General features: G+C 46.4%; 16 protein-coding genes. 8 read left to right on the top strand and 8 right to left on the bottom strand.

Annotated features, from left to right (window positions below; genetic code table 11):
• Positions 1 to 3 precede the first annotated feature (3 nt).
• From AT705_RS03580 to AT705_RS03570, 3 genes are all read right to left on the bottom strand, one after another.
• A complete protein-coding gene (locus AT705_RS03580; protein ID WP_058795522.1) occupies positions 4 to 1,848 on the bottom strand; it encodes an ABC transporter ATP-binding protein in 1,845 nt (614 codons plus the stop codon).
• A 209-nt stretch (positions 1,849 to 2,057) separates the two neighbouring features.
• A complete protein-coding gene (locus AT705_RS03575) occupies positions 2,058 to 2,519 on the bottom strand; it encodes a DUF3010 family protein (RefSeq protein ID WP_058795521.1) in 462 nt (153 codons plus the stop codon).
• A 75-nt stretch (positions 2,520 to 2,594) separates the two neighbouring features.
• Positions 2,595 to 3,599 carry an endonuclease/exonuclease/phosphatase family protein gene (locus AT705_RS03570; RefSeq protein WP_058797895.1) on the bottom strand — a complete coding sequence of 335 codons (1,005 nt, stop codon included), beginning with the start codon at positions 3,597 to 3,599 and terminating at the stop codon, positions 2,595 to 2,597.
• A gap of 237 nt (positions 3,600 to 3,836) precedes the next feature.
• On the opposite strand from AT705_RS03570, the gene thrS reads away from it, so the two are divergent.
• The 4 genes from thrS (at position 3,837) to rplT (ending at position 7,163) form a co-directional block, all read left to right on the top strand.
• Positions 3,837 to 5,747: a threonine--tRNA ligase gene (gene thrS / locus AT705_RS03565; protein ID WP_058795520.1), complete on the top strand. Its 1,911-nt coding sequence runs from the start codon at positions 3,837 to 3,839 to the stop codon at positions 5,745 to 5,747.
• A gap of 72 nt (positions 5,748 to 5,819) precedes the next feature.
• Positions 5,820 to 6,383, top strand: a complete 564-nt coding sequence (gene infC, locus AT705_RS03560) for a translation initiation factor IF-3 (protein WP_010387196.1) — start codon at positions 5,820 to 5,822, stop codon at positions 6,381 to 6,383.
• A gap of 204 nt (positions 6,384 to 6,587) precedes the next feature.
• A complete protein-coding gene (gene rpmI, locus AT705_RS03555) occupies positions 6,588 to 6,788 on the top strand; it encodes a 50S ribosomal protein L35 (protein WP_010387195.1) in 201 nt (66 codons plus the stop codon).
• 15 nt (positions 6,789 to 6,803) lie between these two features.
• Complete coding sequence (rplT, locus tag AT705_RS03550) at positions 6,804 to 7,163, top strand: 50S ribosomal protein L20 (protein WP_010387194.1); 360 nt, start codon at positions 6,804 to 6,806, stop codon at positions 7,161 to 7,163.
• Between the two features lie 57 nt (positions 7,164 to 7,220).
• On the opposite strand, the gene AT705_RS03545 is transcribed toward rplT, so the two are convergent.
• Complete coding sequence (locus tag AT705_RS03545; protein WP_058795519.1) at positions 7,221 to 8,051, bottom strand: SDR family oxidoreductase; 831 nt, start codon at positions 8,049 to 8,051, stop codon at positions 7,221 to 7,223.
• Between the two features lie 141 nt (positions 8,052 to 8,192).
• On the opposite strand from AT705_RS03545, the gene AT705_RS03540 reads away from it, so the two are divergent.
• The 4 genes from AT705_RS03540 (at position 8,193) to AT705_RS03525 (ending at position 12,807) form a co-directional block, all read left to right on the top strand.
• On the top strand, positions 8,193 to 9,983 hold the full coding sequence (locus AT705_RS03540) for a M14 family metallopeptidase (protein ID WP_058795518.1): 1,791 nt from the start codon (positions 8,193 to 8,195) through the stop codon (positions 9,981 to 9,983).
• The gene (locus AT705_RS03535) at positions 9,984 to 10,625 is read left to right on the top strand and encodes an MBL fold metallo-hydrolase (RefSeq protein ID WP_049865654.1); all 642 of its coding nucleotides are present in this window, start codon (positions 9,984 to 9,986) and stop codon (positions 10,623 to 10,625) included.
• Positions 10,626 to 10,679: 54 nt separating this feature from the next.
• Entirely contained in the window at positions 10,680 to 11,138 is a 459-nt protein-coding gene (locus AT705_RS03530; protein ID WP_010387187.1) for an Lrp/AsnC family transcriptional regulator, read from the top strand.
• Positions 11,139 to 11,250: 112 nt separating this feature from the next.
• Positions 11,251 to 12,807: a SulP family inorganic anion transporter gene (locus AT705_RS03525; protein WP_058795517.1), complete on the top strand. Its 1,557-nt coding sequence runs from the start codon at positions 11,251 to 11,253 to the stop codon at positions 12,805 to 12,807.
• Positions 12,808 to 12,854: 47 nt separating this feature from the next.
• Here AT705_RS03525 and AT705_RS03520 read toward each other — a convergent pair whose 3' ends face one another.
• The 4 genes from AT705_RS03520 to AT705_RS03505 form a co-directional block, all read right to left on the bottom strand.
• Positions 12,855 to 15,269, bottom strand: coding sequence for an ABC transporter permease (locus AT705_RS03520; RefSeq protein WP_058795516.1), 2,415 nt, complete (start codon positions 15,267 to 15,269; stop codon positions 12,855 to 12,857).
• Positions 15,262 to 15,978 carry an ABC transporter ATP-binding protein gene (locus AT705_RS03515; protein ID WP_058795515.1) on the bottom strand — a complete coding sequence of 239 codons (717 nt, stop codon included), beginning with the start codon at positions 15,976 to 15,978 and terminating at the stop codon, positions 15,262 to 15,264. Before AT705_RS03515 ends, AT705_RS03520 begins: the two co-directional genes overlap by 8 nt.
• A gap of 12 nt (positions 15,979 to 15,990) precedes the next feature.
• Positions 15,991 to 17,262, bottom strand: a complete 1,272-nt coding sequence (locus tag AT705_RS03510) for an efflux RND transporter periplasmic adaptor subunit (RefSeq protein ID WP_058795514.1) — start codon at positions 17,260 to 17,262, stop codon at positions 15,991 to 15,993.
• A 197-nt stretch (positions 17,263 to 17,459) separates the two neighbouring features.
• Entirely contained in the window at positions 17,460 to 19,538 is a 2,079-nt protein-coding gene (locus AT705_RS03505) for a winged helix-turn-helix domain-containing protein (RefSeq protein WP_058795513.1), read from the bottom strand.
• Positions 19,539 to 19,693: the final 155 nt, after the last annotated feature.

Genomic DNA, 19,693 nt, shown 5'->3' with positions numbered 1-19,693 from the left:
TGTTTATTCAACGCCAATAAAACCCCCGGTTTGATGTGCCCACAGCTTGGCGTAAATGCCATTCTGTGAGAGCAGCTCATCATGTGTACCTTGTTCAACAATTTGGCCTTGATCCATCACTATCAGTCGGTCCATTTGTGCAATGGTTGACAGGCGATGTGCAATTGCAATCACGGTTTTGCCCGTCATCAGACTGTCTAAACTACCCTGAATTGCCGCTTCTACTTCGGAGTCTAGAGCCGCAGTTGCTTCGTCCAGAATGAGAATCGGGGCGTTTTTAAGTAGTACTCTGGCAATGGCAATGCGCTGGCGTTGTCCCCCCGAGAGTTTAACACCGCGCTCACCGACCTGAGCATCAAGCCCCGTGTTACCCTCGTTGTCTTCAAGCGATTTTATGAATTCACTCGCTTCGGCTTTGTCGATGGCTTTGAGTAAGTCTTCTTCACTGGCATCGGGGCGGCCATACAGTACATTGTCCCGCACACTCCGATGTAACAGTGCAGTATCCTGTGTCACCATCGCTATGTGCGCGCGCAGGCTTTCCTGGTCGACCTGCGAAATGTCTTGTCCGTCTATTTTGATGGTGCCTTGCTGAACGTCGTAAAAGCGCAGTAGTAAGTTTACCAAAGTCGATTTTCCTGCTCCCGAGCGGCCCACAATGCCGATTTTTTCGCCCGGTGCAATCTTCAAGCTTAGCCCCTGAATAACGGTATGCTGCTCCGATTGCTGCTGGCGTTTGTAGGCAAAGTGCAGGTCGTTAAATAGGATTTCGCCCTGAGTTACGCTTAAGGCCGGGGCATTGGGCTGATCCTGGACATCCAGTGGTTTGGATAAAGTATTTTTACCGTCGATGACGGTACCGATGTTTTCGAACAGGCTGGATACTTCCCACATGATCCACTGGGACATACCGTTCAGGCGCAATGCCAGGGCAATGGTAATCGCGATGGCGCCGCTGCTGATCGCACTGAGTGACCACAGGTAGAGCGAGCCGGCCGCAACACTAAAGACCAGTAAGAAGTTCAGTGTTTGTATGCTGACATTCAGTTGCGTTGCCAGTCGCATTTGGGCATAGACGGGTTCAATAAACAAATTCATGCTGTCACGGGCATAAGTTTCTTCCCGTTTGTTATACGAGAACAGTTTAACTGTAGTGATATTGGTATAGCTGTCCACTATGCGGCCGGTCATTTGCGAACGTGCATCGGCCTGCTTGCTGGCTACCTGTTTGAGTCGGGGAACAAAATAAAACTGCATGCCGATATACAAAGCCAGCCATATCAGTAAGGGGATCATCATTCTCATATCACTGTCGCTGACCAGTGCGAGCATGGCACCAAAGTACACAACGACGTAAACAAGCACATCCAGCAGTTTCATCACTGCTTCGCGGATAGCCAGCGCTGTTTGCATGACTTTGGTTGCGATGCGTCCGGCAAATTCGTCCTGATAGAAAGACACACTTTGCTTGAGCAGATAGCGATGTGCCAGCCATCGAATCGCCATTGGGTAATTACCCAACAAACTTTGATGCAATATTGCGCTGTGAAAAAATACCAGGCAGGGCAGGCCAATGAGCGTAATTGCGGCCATCATGGTGAGCTCCTGACGTTTCACTTCGAATAACTCTGCAGGCGGATATGTCTGCATCCAGTCAACCAGCGTGCCCATAAAGCCAAATAACATGACCTCCAGTGTGGCCAAGATAGCAGCGCTCAGTGACATTAGCAGCAGTGGCAACTCCATTCCTTTGGTGTAAAACCGGCAAAATGCCAGTAATCCCTGGGGCGGCTGTGTTGCCGGGCGTGACGGGAACGGTACGGTGAATCGTTCAAACAACTTAAGCATAGTGCCTCCTGCATAATGACAGTGCCGAAATGACCCTGCAAGTCGATGGGGTGTGCAAACCTAGCTTGTTCATAAAAAGCACACACCAAACGTACTTTATAACTCAGAACCTGTAAGAAAACCAAGTGACAATTGGAAAAAAGTGAAAGGGGAGAATATGTTAGCTGGTTATACAAAGAAAAAGCCCGGCACATTCGCCGGGCCAATAATTATTCTGCCTGCTCGGCGTCTTCATGACCGTAAGTTTTACGCATAATGAACACGTAGGCGTTGTGAAACGCTTGTTCTTGATACTTCTTCAGGCCAGTATCAGCGAAGTCAACCGGCACAGGGTTACGTTTAAGCTGTTCTTTCACTTCCGTGGAAGACAATAACTTCACATCAGTGCCGTCAATAAGCTGGAGCGCTGCTTCCATTTTAAAGCCCGCTGCGCTGCCAGCAAATTTGCCTTTGTGGGCACGTTGGCGGATGGCTATAGAGTCAATTTTGTAATCTTCTACCAGTTTGGCAAAATCGAAGTGGAATTTGCGCATTGCGTCTGTGTCTTGGCCAATATTGCCAAGTGTAAAACGAGTCTGGCGAATATCGCGAATATCAAAAACGTCTTCTTCTTTGCTCAGAAGGCACAGCAGGGCCTCGCTGCCGGTAATCTCTACACCGAGTGTTCTCATTGTTGGTTTCCCATTAACTGGTCAAATAAATCGTTATAAGTAAGGATCATATCACAGCTCATCATGACCGAGAACTTATTGCAGTATCATTTCGATAGCGATGGCCGCGTGATCGGAATAGCGAATGTCTTCTTCATCTCGTTTGGGGTCCAAGTGCGACGCGTAATTATGGTAGGTGAGACGCCTGACCTTGCTTTGTTCCAGGTTTGGATTGAACTCTTTGGAGGCGAGAATGTAGTCAAGCGTATTGCCCACTCCCTGATAATAATGTGTGGGGGGTTTTTGTCCGAAACTGAGTTGGTTGTCGGCCAGAAAAAAACTGTCGAACAACCCGACGCTGTTAAAGTCCTGGTGGATGGCGCTGGTTGGGAACTGCTGTGTCATAAAAGACAGCGCAGGACTGGCAATGTGATCGTTAAAATCGCCCATCACCAGTGTCGCGGCGCCTTTTTCGCGCTGTGTCTTCAGTGCATCATAATAGACAATAGAGGCTTCGAGTGAGCGGGATATTTGTGATTGCATGGTGCCAACCGTTTGATGCAATAAAGTCAGAAGAGGGTCCTCCTGAGGAGTGTTGCCTAGCATATGGGCCATTGAGTGAACCCGCTGGGATTTAAAGTGTACGGCATAAACGGTTGTCAGGCCTAAGCCAGGCAGCTCGAAGCTACATTTTATAGGGGTCCGGTTAAACTTAAATTGATGCTGATTGTTGAGATATTCCAGTAATTCGGGGCATGGCTCCAACGGGGTAAAGCTCTTAAACGGGAATTTGCTGGCAATGGCGACAATGGGATTGAACAGCACATTTGGGTAAACTAAGTCCGGTTTTGGGGTGTCAACAGTTGCGAAATAAGGCAGTCCCAGATCTTCACACAAGGTGGCCAGTGTCTCGGGGCTAAATACCTCCTGAAACACAATTACGCTGGGGTCCATATGTTGGATCAGGCCCGTAATGAACTGTGTTTTGGTCAGCCACTGAGTGTCGTTATACGATTCTTCCAGCTGGTAAAAAGAATAGGGCGGCGCAGCAAAGTTCAGCAAATTAAAAGATGCAAACTTGTATGAGTGTTTCTGTGCCATGGTTTTCCCCGTCATTTTAGCCAAAATCCCTGCTTAATCTTAGTCTTTTCCTTGCAACTCGTCACGTGAGCGTTCACAATGGGCGCTGCGTTTGAAAGTCCCCGGACACCGACAGTATACCACTGTTCAGCCAATGCTTATTCGTAAAAGTGTTGATGGGCATCAAATTTAAAACAATTAACTTAAACTAGTACATGTGATGCGTTGTAGGTGTCACCACTGTAAGTAGGAATTATCATGCCAGTAATTACTCTCCCTGACGGCAGTCAGCGTATATTTGAAAACCCGGTTACCACTTTAGAAGTCGCTCAAGACATCGGCCCTGGTTTGGCTAAGGCCACCATTGCAGGTCGTGTAGACGGTGTGCGTGTTGATGCCTGTGATCCGATTGAACAGGATGCACAATTAGAAATTATCACAGCCAAAGATGAAGATGGCTTAGAGATCATTCGTCACTCTTGTGCTCACCTGATCGGCCATGCGGTTAAACAGCTTTTCCCTGAAGCGAAAATGGCGATCGGCCCGACCATAGATAATGGTTTTTATTATGACATCGATATGGAGCACTCGCTGACCCAGGAAGACCTCGATGCCATCGAAAAACGTATGCTTGAGCTAGCCAAAACCAATTACGAAGTTATTAAAAAGAAAGTAAGCTGGCAAGAAGCGCGTGATGCGTTTGAAGCGCGTGGCGAGACCTATAAGATGGAAATCCTGGATGAGAACATTGAAAAAGATGATCGTCCGGGCCTGTATCATCACGAAGAATATGTTGATATGTGTCGTGGTCCACACGTACCAAACATGAAATTCTGCCACCACTTCAAAATCATGAAGGTGGCTGGCGCATACTGGCGTGGTAATGCTGAAAATAAAATGCTGCAGCGTATCTACGGCACAGCGTGGGCTGATAAGAAGCAGCTGAAAGCTTACCTGAAACGCCTTGAAGAAGCCGAGAAACGCGATCACCGTAAAATTGGTAAAGCGCTTGACCTGTGGCACTGGCAGGAAGAAGCGCCGGGCATGGTCTTCTGGCACAACGATGGATGGAGTATCTATCGTGAATTAGAAGATTTCGTGCGTGAAAAGCTGCGTGAATATGCATACGAAGAGGTTAAAGGTCCGCTGATGATGGACCGTGGCCTGTGGGAAAAATCAGGTCACTGGGACAAGTACTCGGATGCGATGTTCACCACTGAGTCTGAGAAGCGTGAGTATGCAATAAAGCCAATGAACTGTCCTGGCCATGTCCAGATCTTCAACCAAGGTCTGAAGTCATACCGTGATCTGCCGCTGCGTATGGCAGAGTTTGGCTGTTGTCACCGTAACGAGCCATCAGGTGCATTGCATGGCCTGATGCGTGTGCGTGGCTTTACTCAGGATGATGCGCACGTCTTCTGTACCGAAGAACAGGTTATGGATGAAGTATCCGCCTGTATCAATATGATCTATGATACCTATTCGACGTTCGGCTTTGAGAAAATTGTTGTAAAGCTATCAACGCGTCCTGAGAAACGTATCGGTGATGACGAAATGTGGGACAAGGCTGAAGAAGCACTGGCTGATGCACTAAAAGCAAATAATATCGAATTTGGTTATTTGCCAGGCGAAGGCGCATTCTACGGCCCTAAGATCGAATTTACTTTGTATGACTGTCTTGAGCGTGCTTGGCAATGTGGCACAGTGCAGCTAGACTTTGCTTTACCGGGCCGTTTAGGCGCGACGTATGTAGCGGAAAATAATGAACGTAAAACGCCGGTGATGATCCACCGTGCCGTGTTAGGGTCAATAGAGCGTTTCATCGGCATTTTGACCGAAGAGTACGCAGGGTTATTCCCAACCTGGCTTGCACCTAAGCAAGTGGTGATCATGAATATCACCGACAAACAGGCAGACTATGTGCAGGAAGTTGTACAAAAACTGAATAAACTGGGAATAAGAGCCTGTGCTGACTTGAGAAATGAAAAGATTGGCTTTAAAATCCGCGAGCATACTTTAAAACGTATCCCTTATCTGCTTGTTGTCGGTGACAAAGAAGTTGAACAACAAGAAGTAGCGGTAAGAACGCGCAAAGGTGAAGACTTGGGCAAGTTCTCTGTGGATGATTTCATCGCTAAAATCAGCGAAGAGATTAAAGACAGACGTTAATTTATAGTAAACCTGTGCGAAAGGCCTATCACTTAATTCAAATCGCTTTTCGCACAATATATTTTTGACTTTTTGGAGGAACGTACCATTAGAGGCGGCAAAAAAGGGCAAACTACTGCTCAGAAAAATCGTATCAATGAAGAAATATCAGCAAAAGAAGTTCGCTTAATTGACGCTGAGGGCGAGCAGGCGGGCGTAGTTTCTATTAGAGAAGCAAGAACGCTTGCAGAAGAAGCCGGCCTGGACCTGGTTGAGATCAGTCCAAATGCAGAGCCACCAGTCTGTAAAGTAATGGACTATGGTAAGTTCCTTTTTGAAAAAGCAAAACTACAAAAAGAACAAAAGAAAAAGCAAAAACAGATCCAGGTTAAAGAAATCAAATTCCGTCCTGGCACGGACGAAGGCGATTATCAGGTTAAACTGCGTAACCTTCGCAAATTCCTTGAAGCGGGCGACAAAGCGAAAATCACCATTCGTTTCCGTGGTCGTGAAATGGCTCACCAGGAAATTGCCATTGAAATGCTTAATCGTTTGAAAGCCGACCTGGAAGAGGTGGCTCAGGTAGAGTCATTCCCGAACCGGGTTGAAGGCCGTCAAATGATTATGATGATGGCACCTATTGCGAAAAAGTCTTAAGCAAGGCATAATACGCGCCGATTTAACGATCGACAGAATTTAACTCAGGTTTAAAGTGCTTAAGCCACCTGAGTTAACCGGTACCTAAGTAAAGGTCACATGTGGCCTTTCACCGGAATTAGGGTGCATACCAGGCCAACAAAGTGATGTTTATCATCCGCCTGCTTGCATAACGTTAACGCAATATCATTTGGAGTTATTGCAATGTCTTACAAACTAAAGACACACAGAGGTGCTGCTAAGCGCTTCAAAAAAACTGCTTCTGGCGGTTTCAAGCGTAAACAGTCGCATCTTCGTCACATTCTGACTAAGAAATCTTCTAAGCGTAAACTTCACCTACGTAACAAGACTATGGTTCATAAGAATGACCTGGGTCTTATCAATCGTATGTTACCATTCGCTTAATAGAGGATATCAGAAATGGCAAGAGTTAAACGCGGTGTTATCGCACGTGCACGTCACAAAAAAGTATTAAAGCAAGCTAAAGGTTACTACGGAGCGCGTTCACGCGTTTATCGCGTAGCTTTCCAGGCAGTAACTAAAGCAGGTCAATACGCTTACCGTGACCGTCGCGCTAAGAAACGTACTTTCCGTCAACTATGGATTGCACGTATCAACGCTGCTGCACGTCAAAACGGCCTTTCTTACAGCCGTTTCATCAATGGCCTTAAAAAGTCATCTGTTGAAATCGATCGTAAGATCCTAGCTGATATCGCAGTATACGACCAGGTAGCTTTTGCAGCACTTGTTGCTAAAGCAAAAGAAGGTCTTGCAGCTTAATTCTATATTAAGTTAAGCGATTGAAAGAAAAGGAGCCTATGGCTCCTTTTTTTGATCCTATCTATTTTTGAGTAAAATTTTGTCCAGCCAGACTGAGCTAAGTAGCCGCTTAAGGTATCCCATTAAGTAGGTCGGGAAGGTGACATAATACCTGGGCTTTGCACGGCTTGCTGTCAGTGCATGCACTAGTTTTTCGTAGACAGCATCAGGTCCTAAGGTAAACTTTTGTGGCGCAGACTGCGCATTCAGGCGGGCTAATTGTGCTTCGTATTCCGCTTTATGTGCACTGCTGTTTATTTCAATATGTTGTTCAAACGCAATGCGCGCATTACGACGAAAATCAGATAAGACAGGGCCCGGCTCTATCAGGCTTACCTGAATATTTGACCCGTTTAGCTCCATACGAAGTGTATCCGTAAGCCCTTCAAGCGCGAATTTACTGGCATTGTAGGCGCCGCGATAGGGCAAAGCGACGAGTCCCAGCACCGATGAGTTTTGAATGATGCGGCTGTCGTCGCCATGGTTTCTCATATGGGCAACTGCCAGGCGCGTCAGAGTATGCCAGCCGAAAAAATTGGTTTCGAATTGTGCGCGTAATACCTCGGTTGGTAAATCTTCTACCGCGCCGGGCTGACCATAAGCGCCATTGTTAAACAGCGCATCGAGCTTTCCGTCGCACAGCGCAACAGCCTCATCAAATCCCTTTTTGATAGACGCTTCATCCGCCAAATCCAACAGGATGCAGGGTATGCCATCAGCTTCAAAGCGCGTCAAGTGTTCAGGATTGCGCACCGACGCCACTACGCGAAACCCGGCGTGATGAAGCGCTTTGGCGCAGTAATAGCCAATACCGGTGGAGCAACCTGTGATTAATATCGATTTTTTCATGTGTTTATCCATGTTTTTTCGCAGCGTTAAAAGTTAGCTCGCGATTAACTGTGAATTTTTGTAGAATCACCGCACATTGTAAGTTGTTAATTTAAATATTGATATAATCATTATATTGATAGATAGAAATAAAGATTGTTTATGAATTTAGGCATTGTTTTGCTAAGTGCAACAGTAAATCTGAATAGTCATTTACCACCGCTGCAAGATTGGCAGGGAAAGAGTGTCGACCTGATGCAGGAGCAGGGACCACTCACGACAGATTTTGAACTGAGCAAGGGTCTGGAAAGTCCGGACTATGCAAAAACGATGGCATTTATCGACCGTCTGGTCGCGGCGAACCCAACTCAGTTTAAGGCAGTTACGATAGGACAGAGTGATGCGGGCCGCGATATCAAAATGCTGATTGCGTCTCAGGTAAATCAGTTCAGTCCAGCTATGTTGAAAAATAATAACAAACCGACATTGCTGGTGCAGGCTGGGATCCACGCAGGCGAAATAGACGGCAAAGATGCCATGTTTATGCTTTTGCGCGACATAGCGACAGGCAAACGACGTGATGTGCTTAACAAAGTCAATATTCTGTTTATTCCTGTGCTGAACGTCGATGGTCACGAAAGAAGAAGCGCCTACAACCGCATTAATCAGCGTGGTCCAGCGACTATGGGTTACCGAACCAACGGGCTCAACCTGAACCTCAATCGTGACTACACTAAGCTTGACACGCCGGGTGTAAGGGCTGTTATGGAAGTGATCAATCAGTACCAGCCCGCTATGTATCTTGATTTGCATGTGACCGATGGCGCTGACTATCAATATGATATCACCTATGGGTTTAATCCCAGCTTTGCCAGTGAGTCGCCCGCTGTTGCTAAAGTGTTGGAGCAGCACTTTACTCCTATGATAGACGAAAAACTTCGCCAGCAAGGCCATGAACCGGGTCCTTTGGTGTTTGTAATGGACAAACGGGACTTTAAAAAAGGACTCGCGGGTTGGGTGGCTGGTCCGCGTTTTTCAAATGGCTGGGCAGATATTAAGGCACTTCCTAGTATATTGTTAGAAAATCACTCTCTGAAACCATATAAGCAACGAGTATTGGGTACTTATGTATTTGTTGATGGCGTTATTGATGCACTGTCTGAGCATCATCAGGCGTTAGCCAAAGCTGTCGAGACAGAGAAACATTTTGTGCCGGATGAGCTGATTGTCGAGCGCAGTTATGCCGAAAAACCGGCGCTGATCTCGTTTAAAGGTATTGCCTACAAGCGCTTCGAAAGTGCGCTATCTGGTCAAATGGAAGCCAAATATCTTGGCGAACCTAAGTTGTATGAGCAACTCCCCGTATATTGGCAAAAAGTAGCAAAAGTTAAGGTAAAAGTGCCGAGTGCGTTTTACATTCCGCCTGCCTACACAAGCACAGTGGAAAAACTCAAACTCCATGGGGTCACGGTTGAACAGCTGAACACAGATGTGCTGGCTGATGACTTGGTTCAACTTGCGATAACTTCCTATCAATTTGCAGACACCCCATTTGAAGGGCGTTTTCGTGTCAGCGCCGAATTTGAACAGCAGGCTGTGTCGACCTCCCTGAGTCTGTCAGGTTGGTATAGAGTGCCAACCCAGCAAGCCAATGGAGAGCTGGTAACCCATTTGCTTCATCCTAAAGCGCCAGACTCGTTTTTCGCCTGGGGGGATTTTCCTGGCGTGTTCCAGCGCACTGAGTACGTTGAAAATTATGCGCTTGAACCTTTTGCCCGGAAAATGTTAAAAGACAATCCGGCAATGGCGCTGGCGTTTGATAAAAAAATCAGCGGGGATAAAGCTTTTGCGAAAAATCCAAAAGCGAGAATGGAGTGGCTATATCAGCGTACGCCTTACTACGATCAGGCTTATCTGAAGTATCCGATACTTATGTCCTTTAAGGAAAAATAAATGCAGGTAATCACCATTCCCGTCACTCCGTTTATGCAGAATTGTCGGATCATTTGTTGTCCTGACACAGGACTGTGCGCAGTGGTTGACCCGGGAGGCGATGTTGATAAAATATTGTCTGTTATAAAGGAACGTACACTTAAAGTTGAAATGATTTTACTTACTCATGGGCATCTCGATCATGTTGGTGCCAGTGAGGTGTTATCTGAAGCTTTAGGGGTTGATATTGTCGGGCCACAGCGCGAAGATAAGTTTTGGTTTGATGCATTACCAATGCAAGCTCAGATGTTTGGCTTTGCACCGCAAGCTGCGTTTTTTCCCAGACGTTGGCTTGAAGACGGCGAATGCATTGAACTTGGCGAGCTGAAACTAGAAGTGCGCCACTGTCCCGGACATACTCCTGGCCATGTCGTGTTTTATGAGCCACAGAGTGCAACTGTATTGGTTGGTGATGTTTTGTTCAAAGGTTCAGTCGGCAGAACAGATTTTCCAAAGGGAGATGCTGCACTGCTAAAACGTTCTATCGAAACTCAGCTATTCACTTTGCCAGAGGCGACTCGGGTGATGAGTGGCCATGGTGAAGATACGTCGATAGGGTATGAGCAGCGACATAATCCTTTTATGAGCGGGCGGTTTGGCTGATAACTGAGTCTATCGGCACTGTATTCATTTAACTAATTAAAAATTAAGAAAAATATGTCATTAAATCAGGTTGATCGTCAAATACTAGCGCTATTACAGCAAGATGCGAGTTTATCTACGGCAGAAATAGCCGATAAAGTAGGGCTGTCCCAGTCGCCTTGTTGGCGTCGCATTGCCAAACTCGAGCAAGATGGTTATATCAAAGGAAAAGTTGCTTTGCTGGATGAGAAACAGCTTGGTTTTGATATGCTTGTTTATGCTCATGTTAAGTTATCTAACCACGGTCGTAATAACCTTGCTGAGTTCGAAAAATTGATCATGAGCTATGACGAAGTCACTGAGTGCTATACGATGGCAGGCACTATGGACTTCATGTTACGCATTATTTCTCGCGGTATAGAAGGGTACGAGCAATTTGTCAGAGATAATCTGCTCAACCTGGAATATGTTCAGGAAGTTCATTCAAACGTCACAATGACGTGCGTTAAGCGGACCACAGCCCTGCCAATCTGATTGTCATACATCAGACCTGAAACTCAACTATAATGTATCTCATTTGTTAAAAGCGCTGGATTTTGCTAGGATCCAGCGCTTTTCTGTCGTAGTAATAATCTTGGGGATTTAAATGTTTAATCTAATAGGCAAAGCGCCCAGCTCTGCTAAGAACGACATACTGTCAGGATTGACCGTCGCTCTGGCGTTGGTACCTGAAGCTGTCGCATTTGCGTTTGTCGCACATGTCGATCCATTAGTCGGCTTATACGCCGCGTTCATCGTGGGCTTGATCACGTCTATTTTTGGCGGTCGTCCAGGTATGATATCTGGTGCAACCGGTGCGCTTGCCGTCGTTATGGTGAGCCTGGTGATTGAGCATGGTGTCGAATACCTGTTTGCGACAGTGTTGCTGATGGGGGTTTTACAGATCCTCGCAGGCGTATTTAAGCTTGGTAAGTTCATTCGTATGGTACCGCACCCGGTGATGCTCGGTTTCGTAAATGGTCTGGCCATCGTGATCTTCCTGGCTCAGCTTGGCCAGTTCAAGGTGATGGATGGAGCGGGCACATTGCAGTGGATGCAGGGGCAGCAGCTTTATATCATGGCTGGTCTGGTGGCACTGACGATGGCAATTATCCACTTTCTACCAAAGCTAACAACGGCTGTACCTTCCAGTCTGGCGGCCATTCTGGTGGTTACAGGCTTGGTGATTGGGCTTGACCTGGATACGCGTAACGTCCTGGATTACCTCAAAGATATGAGTGGTAATTTGGATGCGACCATTGCTGGTGGTTTCCCTGAATTCCATATCCCTCAGGTGCCCTGGACATGGGAAACATTCACGATTATTTTCCCATATGCACTTATCCTTGCCGCAATTGGTCTGATTGAATCATTACTGACATTGACCCTGATTGACGAGATCACTGAAACCCGTGGCCATTCGAACAAAGAGTGTATTGGCCAGGGGGCTGCAAACATGACCTGTGGTGTATTTGGTGCAATGGGTGGCTGTGCAATGATCGGTCAGTCGATGATCAACATTAATTCAGGTGGTCGTAGCCGTCTGTCTGGTATTACTGCTGCGATATTACTTCTTGCCTTTATCCTGTTTGCTGCCAGCCTGATTGAAATGATCCCACTGGCTGCTTTGGTAGGTGTGATGTTTATGGTTGTACTGGGCACTTTTGAGTGGTCCAGCTTCCGCCTGATGAAGCGCATTCCAAAGAGCGACGCGTTCGTAATTGTTCTGGTATCTGGTGTCACAGTGGTGACCGATCTCGCTATCGCAGTATGTGTCGGTGTGATTGTATCGGCGCTGGTCTTCGCCTGGGAGCACGCTAAACACATCTACACCAGCAATTACATTGATGAGCAGGGCTCAAAAGTGTACGAGTTACATGGCCCATTATTCTTCGGCTCTGTAAAGAACTTTGCTGAGTTGTTTGATGTGGCAAATGATCCGGCTGATGTGATCATTGAGTTCAAACATAGCCGAGTTGCAGACCACAGCGCAATTGAAGCCATTGATGCACTTGCAGAAAAGTACACTAAGGCTGGTAAAAAATTGCATTTGCGTCACCTGAGTCAGGATTGTCAGCAGTTATTAGCAAAAGCGGCAGATTTGGTGGAAGTAAATGTGATAGAAGATCCAAAATATAAAGTTGCGTCAGACAAGTTAGCGTAACTTTATTTTAAGAAGCCCCTTTTGAGGGGCTTCTCATTATAGTCGAGCTATTCACGTCTTAATGTGTCAACAGGGCGACTTCGTACTGCTTTTAAAGCCACCATCTGGACGGTTACCCCTGCCACTGCCAAACAGGCAAATGAACTCATAACAAAGGCACTCGCAGGTAATTCAATTCGATAGATATACTGATTCAGCCAGTCGCTGAGTAAAATAAACGCGATCGGTAATGCGACAAGCGTTGCAAACAGTACCAGAATGCCAAAACGAAATTGGAACAACGCATAAATTTGCCAGTTTTTTGCGCCCATGATTTGCCGTATGGCTATTTCCTTTAGGCTTTGTAATAGGGTAAAAGCAGCCACTGCGTATAACCCAGCAATAGACATGACCAGTGCGATCAGTGTAAATAGCTCAAGTAATTGCAGGTGCTGTGTCTGGTTATGATATTGTGCATCAAATAAGCCTGACAACCACTCATACTTAAAGGCTCTGTTGCTGTCTAACGCGAGCCAAGTCTGTTCCAGCTGTCGAAGCACAGCTTGATTGAACCCGGATTTCAGCCTGATTGCTATCCACCGAAGTGCCATGTCTTCAGGGCTTTCTGACAAAACATATATCATAGGAGGTACACGCTGGCTGGCGTCTACATGATGGGTGTCTTCGACCACGCCGATGACCTGATGGCGGTGTAACCCTTCGCTGGCACTGCCGAGTGTCAAAAAGCGGCCTATGATTTCGTTGGGATCAGCATCCAGCTTGGCTGCCAGCGTTGCATTGATTATTAAGTTTCCGCGGGTATTCCCTGTATTCTGGTTATCCTCAAAGTAGGGATCTCCGGGGAACTGACGTTGAAAAACCCGGCCGCTCAGAAGCGTAATACCCATCGTCCTGAAATAATCATAGCTAACCGGGTTATTACCAACCCATATCTCATTACCGGGCGTTTCTTGCGTTCTTACAACCGCTGATGTACGTGTAGCTTTGGTAGGGATAGTATGCGACATGCTCAGGGAGGCAACATCAGCAAATCTTGACACCTGACGCTTGAAGTCCTGATAGACAGCAGCACCACGGTTGATGATGAGGACATTTTCTCTGTCATAGCCTTGTGCCATTGTACTCAGGTGGTGCATCTGATGACTGACCACTGTGCTGGCGATCAACAGTAACATGGCAATGATAAATTGTATGACCATGAGAATGCGGCGAAACAGTATTCCTCCCTTTCCTGCATCTATCACTCCCTTGAGTACCAAAGCAGCGTTCATGCGGCTAAGAAATACAGCAGGATAGCCTCCCGCAAGAAACGTGACGCATAATAAAGTGAGTATTAGCGTGAGAATATGTTTGAAGGAGAGGATGAGTGCAATTTGCGACCCCATCAGTTGATTAAATGCGCCTAATAGCATCGCGGTCAAAGCGAGTGCCGCTCCCAGGGCAAATAGAGTGATAAATAAGGATTCAATCAAATAGTGTAAAGCCAGCTGGTTTGGACTCGCTCCGAGTGCTTTTTTTACTCCTACCTCTCTTGCTCGCCGTAAAGAAGTAGCGGTGGCCAAATTGGTGAAGTTTATACAGGCCAGCACTAATAACATAATAGATATCAGCACAAAGGTGTCTACCATCTCACGACTGCCCGGAGGGATCAGACTGCGCGTCGCAGTAGCGTTTAGGTAGACATCCAGTAAGGGCTCGAACATGACTCGGTAACGCTTATAAGATGATAACCCCTCAACGCGTTGCTGATAATAGTCACTAATATTTGCAGTCAGTGACTTTATTGCTGTTGCTTGTGTGACTTTTGCAAATGTGATGGTCGCATTGAAGTTCCACAATGTTCGCCAGCGCTCATTTGGCAGCTGTTGAAAATAGTTCTGGATAGGTAAGATTATCTCACTAGGGATGGTGGTTGGGGCAGCTGAGTACTTTATTATCGCGGCTACCTGATACGATTTACCGTTAATGTTAAGCTGTTCACCAATAACCTGAGTACTGCGCGAAAAGTACTTCAGCGCTTGTGCTTCATGTAATACCACTTTATCTGGTGCCTGGAGTGCTGTGTGAACATCTCCTTCAATCAGGCTGTAATCAAAAAATGAGAAAAAGTTCTCATCAACGAAAAGTGCACGCTCAGCAAATACACCAGATGAATTTCTGACGGATATCGTACTGACCGAAATACGAGTTGTGTCTGTGATCTCCGGGAAGTTACTGGTAAGTTCCTCTGCAAGCCGAAGTGGAGTCAGCGTTTGAGGTCTATTATCATCTCTAAGCAGATTAATCCGGTAAATATTGTCTGCATCTTTGAAGTGTGAATTAAAACTATGTTGATGGGCGACATACAGTTGGATCAACATAAAACAGGTCAGGCCGATGATTAAGCTGAGTAGTTGGATGACCGTAGTGCGTTTGCTGCGTAGCATATTACGCCATGTCATGGTGAATAAAAGGCTAATCACTTAATACCTCCTGTTTGCTCAATGTGCGTTGAGCAGAAACCGGGCTGTCTTGCTGTATTTTGCCATCCATAAGTCGAATAACCCGAGTGCCGTACTGAACTTGCTCCTGAGCATGCGTCACCATAATGATGGTTGTTCCCATCAAGTTGAGTTGACGAAGTATTTCCATGACTTGTGTTGAGTTTTGGGAATCGAGATTGCCCGTTGGTTCATCGGCCAGAATCAAATCTGGCTGAGTGACAATGGCGCGTGCAATCGCTACTCGTTGTTGCTGGCCTCCTGAGAGCTTAGCTGGCAAGTGAGTACGGCGATGAGCGATATCCAGGCGGTGAAGCACCTCTTCAACTCGGGCGGCTCGTTGTGCTTTATTGAGTTGCTGATAATGCAGTGGCAGGGCGATATTTTGCTCTACGGTGAGCTCGTCTATCAGGTTGAAATTCTGAAAAATAAACCCAATGTGTTTTTTCCTCAATTGTGCCTTTGTTGATGAAGATGCAGAAGCTAACTCAGTATCTTTGAACACAAAGCTGCCTTCATCAATGTCATCCAGCATGCCTAAAATATTGAGCAAAGATGACTTACCGCAACCTGATGGTCCTAAAATCGTGATGAATTCACCTTGGCTGACCGATAGGGAGAGCTTGTCCAGCGCGACGGTCTCGATGTGTTCCGCAATAAATGAGCGGCTGACATTATTCAATATGATCATGATTGTTATACCTTAAGGGATGAGAGAAAGGTGCTCTGCGTCAGCAAAGCGGTTATATGAAGAGGTGATCAGTCGCTCGCTGGCATTAAGGCCTGAAATGACTTCCACTTGTGCAGGGTTACGACGGCCAAGTGTGATTTGGCGCCTGGACGCACTGTGTCCATCTGGACTTACAACAAATGCCCAGGCTCCTGCGGTAGACTGAATAAACGCGCCATTATCAACGACTAGCAGAGTGTTCTCAGAACTTAGGTTTAGCTCCAGTGACAGGCTTTGTCCGAGTCTTAATGCGGACAGTTCAGTGTGGTTTTGGACATGAAAATCAACTTTAAATCGACCGTTTTCGATACCTGGGAAAATTTTGGCTACAGTCAACGGGACGGTTGCTCGTCCAACTTTCATCATAGCAACGTGTGTCATCGAGATTTGGTCTATATAAAATTCGTCGATGTGCGCACTGATTTTGAATTTGTCTATCAGGTCGACCTGACCAAGTCGTTCACCGGGGGTTATGGATTCACCAATCCGGGCGTTCATAAATGTCAGCTGACCATCGCGTGGGGCACGGATAGTGAGTTTGTCGAGGCTGGATTGCGATATCTTGAGGTTAGATTGCAAGGTCGCAATACTTTGAGAAAGTTGGGTGAGCTGTTGTTGTTGTAATAATGCTTCTTTTTGCTGACTTTGTTTTACTGTTTCACGGTATGTCACTTGATAGTTAAGTTCATCCCTGAGTGTTTCCACTGTGCGCCGTGGCACTAAGGCTTGCTCATATAGCTTTTGTTGGCGCGCCAACTCTTTTTCCAATTTAAGAACGGCAAAATCGAGTTCGATGATGTCTCGTGCTAACGCAAGTTGGTTTTGCTCAACAGCCAGGCGCGTGTTGCGCATGTCGTTAATCTGCTCGGATACTTCTGCTTCGCGAGCTAACACCCTGAGTTGCAGGTCCGTGTTACTGAGCTTGAGCAATGGCTGCCCTTGAGTAACCCGCTCACCTTCCTGAACGTACAAGGCGTCAACACGTCCGCCATCGATTGCTTCTATGAAGACGGTATCTTGTGGTTCTACAACACCACGCAATGGCAGGTAGTGAGTAAAGTTGGTGCGGTGCGCCGTACTGAATTCAAGTGTATTCTGACTGACGTTATAGGTTTTCCCTGACGTCTGAAAGCGAGCACTGAACACCTGAATACTTGTAGTTGAAACCACAATAAAAGCAGTGACAAGTGAAGTAATAACGACGCGTCGTTTGCTCAATAGTTTGGGTTGGATGGGTTTATCCATATTGGCTCCTGATCCTGTGAATAAAAACTCAGCTCAGTATTGTTGAGCAGCAAAGAGGAGTCAGGAACAAACTAGGAAAAGGTGTGATGGCTAGCGGAAAAGTGATGACCACTCAAAGTGGTCATAACTAAAATCAATATAATTAATGGTTTAACAGGTGGCGTGATGTTGAGGCAATATCACATTCGGAAAACGTCTTACTGTATATTTTGTGTTCTCATGACATCTGCAGTGGTACGTTGCAGACGTGTATAGATTATTCCATGTGCTGAAAGCTGATAATCTGCATTATCAATATGCTGTGGCCAGGTTACTTTATCTGTCGATGTGATTGGGAGGTATACATGGCTTTGATCGTCCTTTGAACAATGTAATCCATGTTTTCCGCGTTGCAGAGTAAGCATTCGATTGGGCAGGTACGTTGTACAATATAGTGGTAACGCTACGGTTTCGGAGGTTGATTCCGTGTGCTTGAATACCTGACCTGTCTTACGGTGTAACAGGTAAAAAGCGTCATCGTGTTTACTGTAGATCCCACCCATAAAGTCGGGAAAAATAAGCTCGGCTTCAAGTGTTGTCAGATCGAAACGTACCAGCCGCCAGCGATTATTTCTGGTCGTGGAAAACAATAATTGATTGTTTGACTGCCAGCTGGCCCCCCTGATAGCCATATCGGTGACGGGCAGGGAGTCGGTTTTTAACGTGGTAATATTTGTGATGAGAAGCTGATTATCACCCAAACTGAGCAAGCGATTTCCATCGGGAGAAAATACGAGCTGGTAAAAGCGACCAGAGGTTTTACTGGAGGTCAGTTGAACAGGCTCCGCCTGCGGCTGAGTAATATCACCCAGGTAGACCTGGGCGTGTGTTGAACGCTTAGAAACGAAGGCGTAATGTGATGACGTATCTGTCATCGTGGGCAGATAATCCATAACCGACGAGTTTGCCAGTGGTTGCACTTCATTGTCTTTACTGCGCTGTAAATAGATATCCCGGTCCAAAAGGTAAGATACAAAGGTAAAATCTGTCCCATTGTTTATTCTGGCTGGGTGTTTGACACGCGCCGTGTTGCTAATGACGGTTGCCAATTTATCGCCTTGCACGGTACTTTGCCACAACTCATAAGCCGGGTGTGGGGCCGGATGAATCAAACTGCGACTGTCATGATGCCAGATGGCTGAGCGCATTAGGTAGTCAAGTTGTGCGGTTTGGGTGAGTTTTGATGAGGCGAGGTCAAGCGTGTAAATGCGTGTTTTAGGCCCAAACTCACTGTTTAACATAACCAACGAACGACCGTCTGGTGAAAGGTCAAAGGCATAGTTTCCACGACCGTTGGTAATAGGTTGATTGACGATTGACTTATGTCCCTGAGTTAAATCAATTTGGAAAACCTGATAGCCGAACTCTTCTGATGTGCGGTCATTGAAATAAAGTTTTTTCCCGTCTTTTGAAAATACCAAAGCGGGCTCGCTTTTGCTGCCGCATGTGCTGAGTTTCTGCCATCGTGACTGCGTACGCAAGTGCGCCAGACGGGTCAGGTAAATACCACATGTTTGCGGTGTATGCATGACAAATGCAAGCTGTTCACTATCTGGTGACCAACTTGGTCGACTAAATCGCGCAAGGGGGATTGATAGCTGTTGCTGGGTATGTGTGCTGACATTTTCGATGATGAGTGTACTCAGCTGTTTCGTCTTTTTGACATAAGCGAGCGTTTTGAGGTCTGGCGACAGGCGGGGGTATAACTCCTCGCCTTGTGCTCGCGTAAATGGTTTGACTTGCTTGTTCATACTCAGCTCAGGCGACGAATAAGGATAATACAGAAACACCCCTGCAATAAAAGTGGCTGCCGACAAGGCAATAGCAGATAAAATAGTCCGCTTAATTCTGACTGCGCTCAAAGTAAGCTGGTGATTAACTGGAGCAGCATTGTCGGTGTTTGTTATCTGCACGGGGATCTGGTCTGTTTCTTCAAACGCAGAGATCATGCGATATCCCTTGCGCGGCACGGTCAAAATAAAATTGGGGGATTTGGGGTCATCCCCCAGTGCTTTACGCACCTTGACCAGAGTTCGGCTAATAGCGTTATCCGTTACGAGTGTACCTTGCCATACTGCATCCATTAATTCATCTTTGCTAATTACACGTTGCTGGTTGCGCGCCAGGTAATAGAGGAGATCGTACACCTTTGGTGCCAGCGTTACTGAGATACCATTACGGATTAGGAGCTGGTTATGGGTGTCAATGATCAGGTGTTCAAATCTCAGGTATCTCAAAATAGGCTCCTGCCTGGTACTGTATGGTCTTGTTATTATCTTTGTACACGCCAACGTGAGAGTTGGTTAATTCAGATAATACGCTAGTTTTTAGGCTGACGTAAATCCAGGTCTTTTTATTGACTCCAGTTTTTTATTTTTAACCTATTAAAATA

Source organism: Pseudoalteromonas rubra (assembly GCF_001482385.1).
Taxonomy (GTDB): Bacteria; Pseudomonadota; Gammaproteobacteria; order Enterobacterales; family Alteromonadaceae; genus Pseudoalteromonas; species Pseudoalteromonas ardens.
The sequence above is the reverse complement of the archived record's forward strand: the minus strand, read 5'-3'. Positions and strand labels throughout refer to the sequence as shown.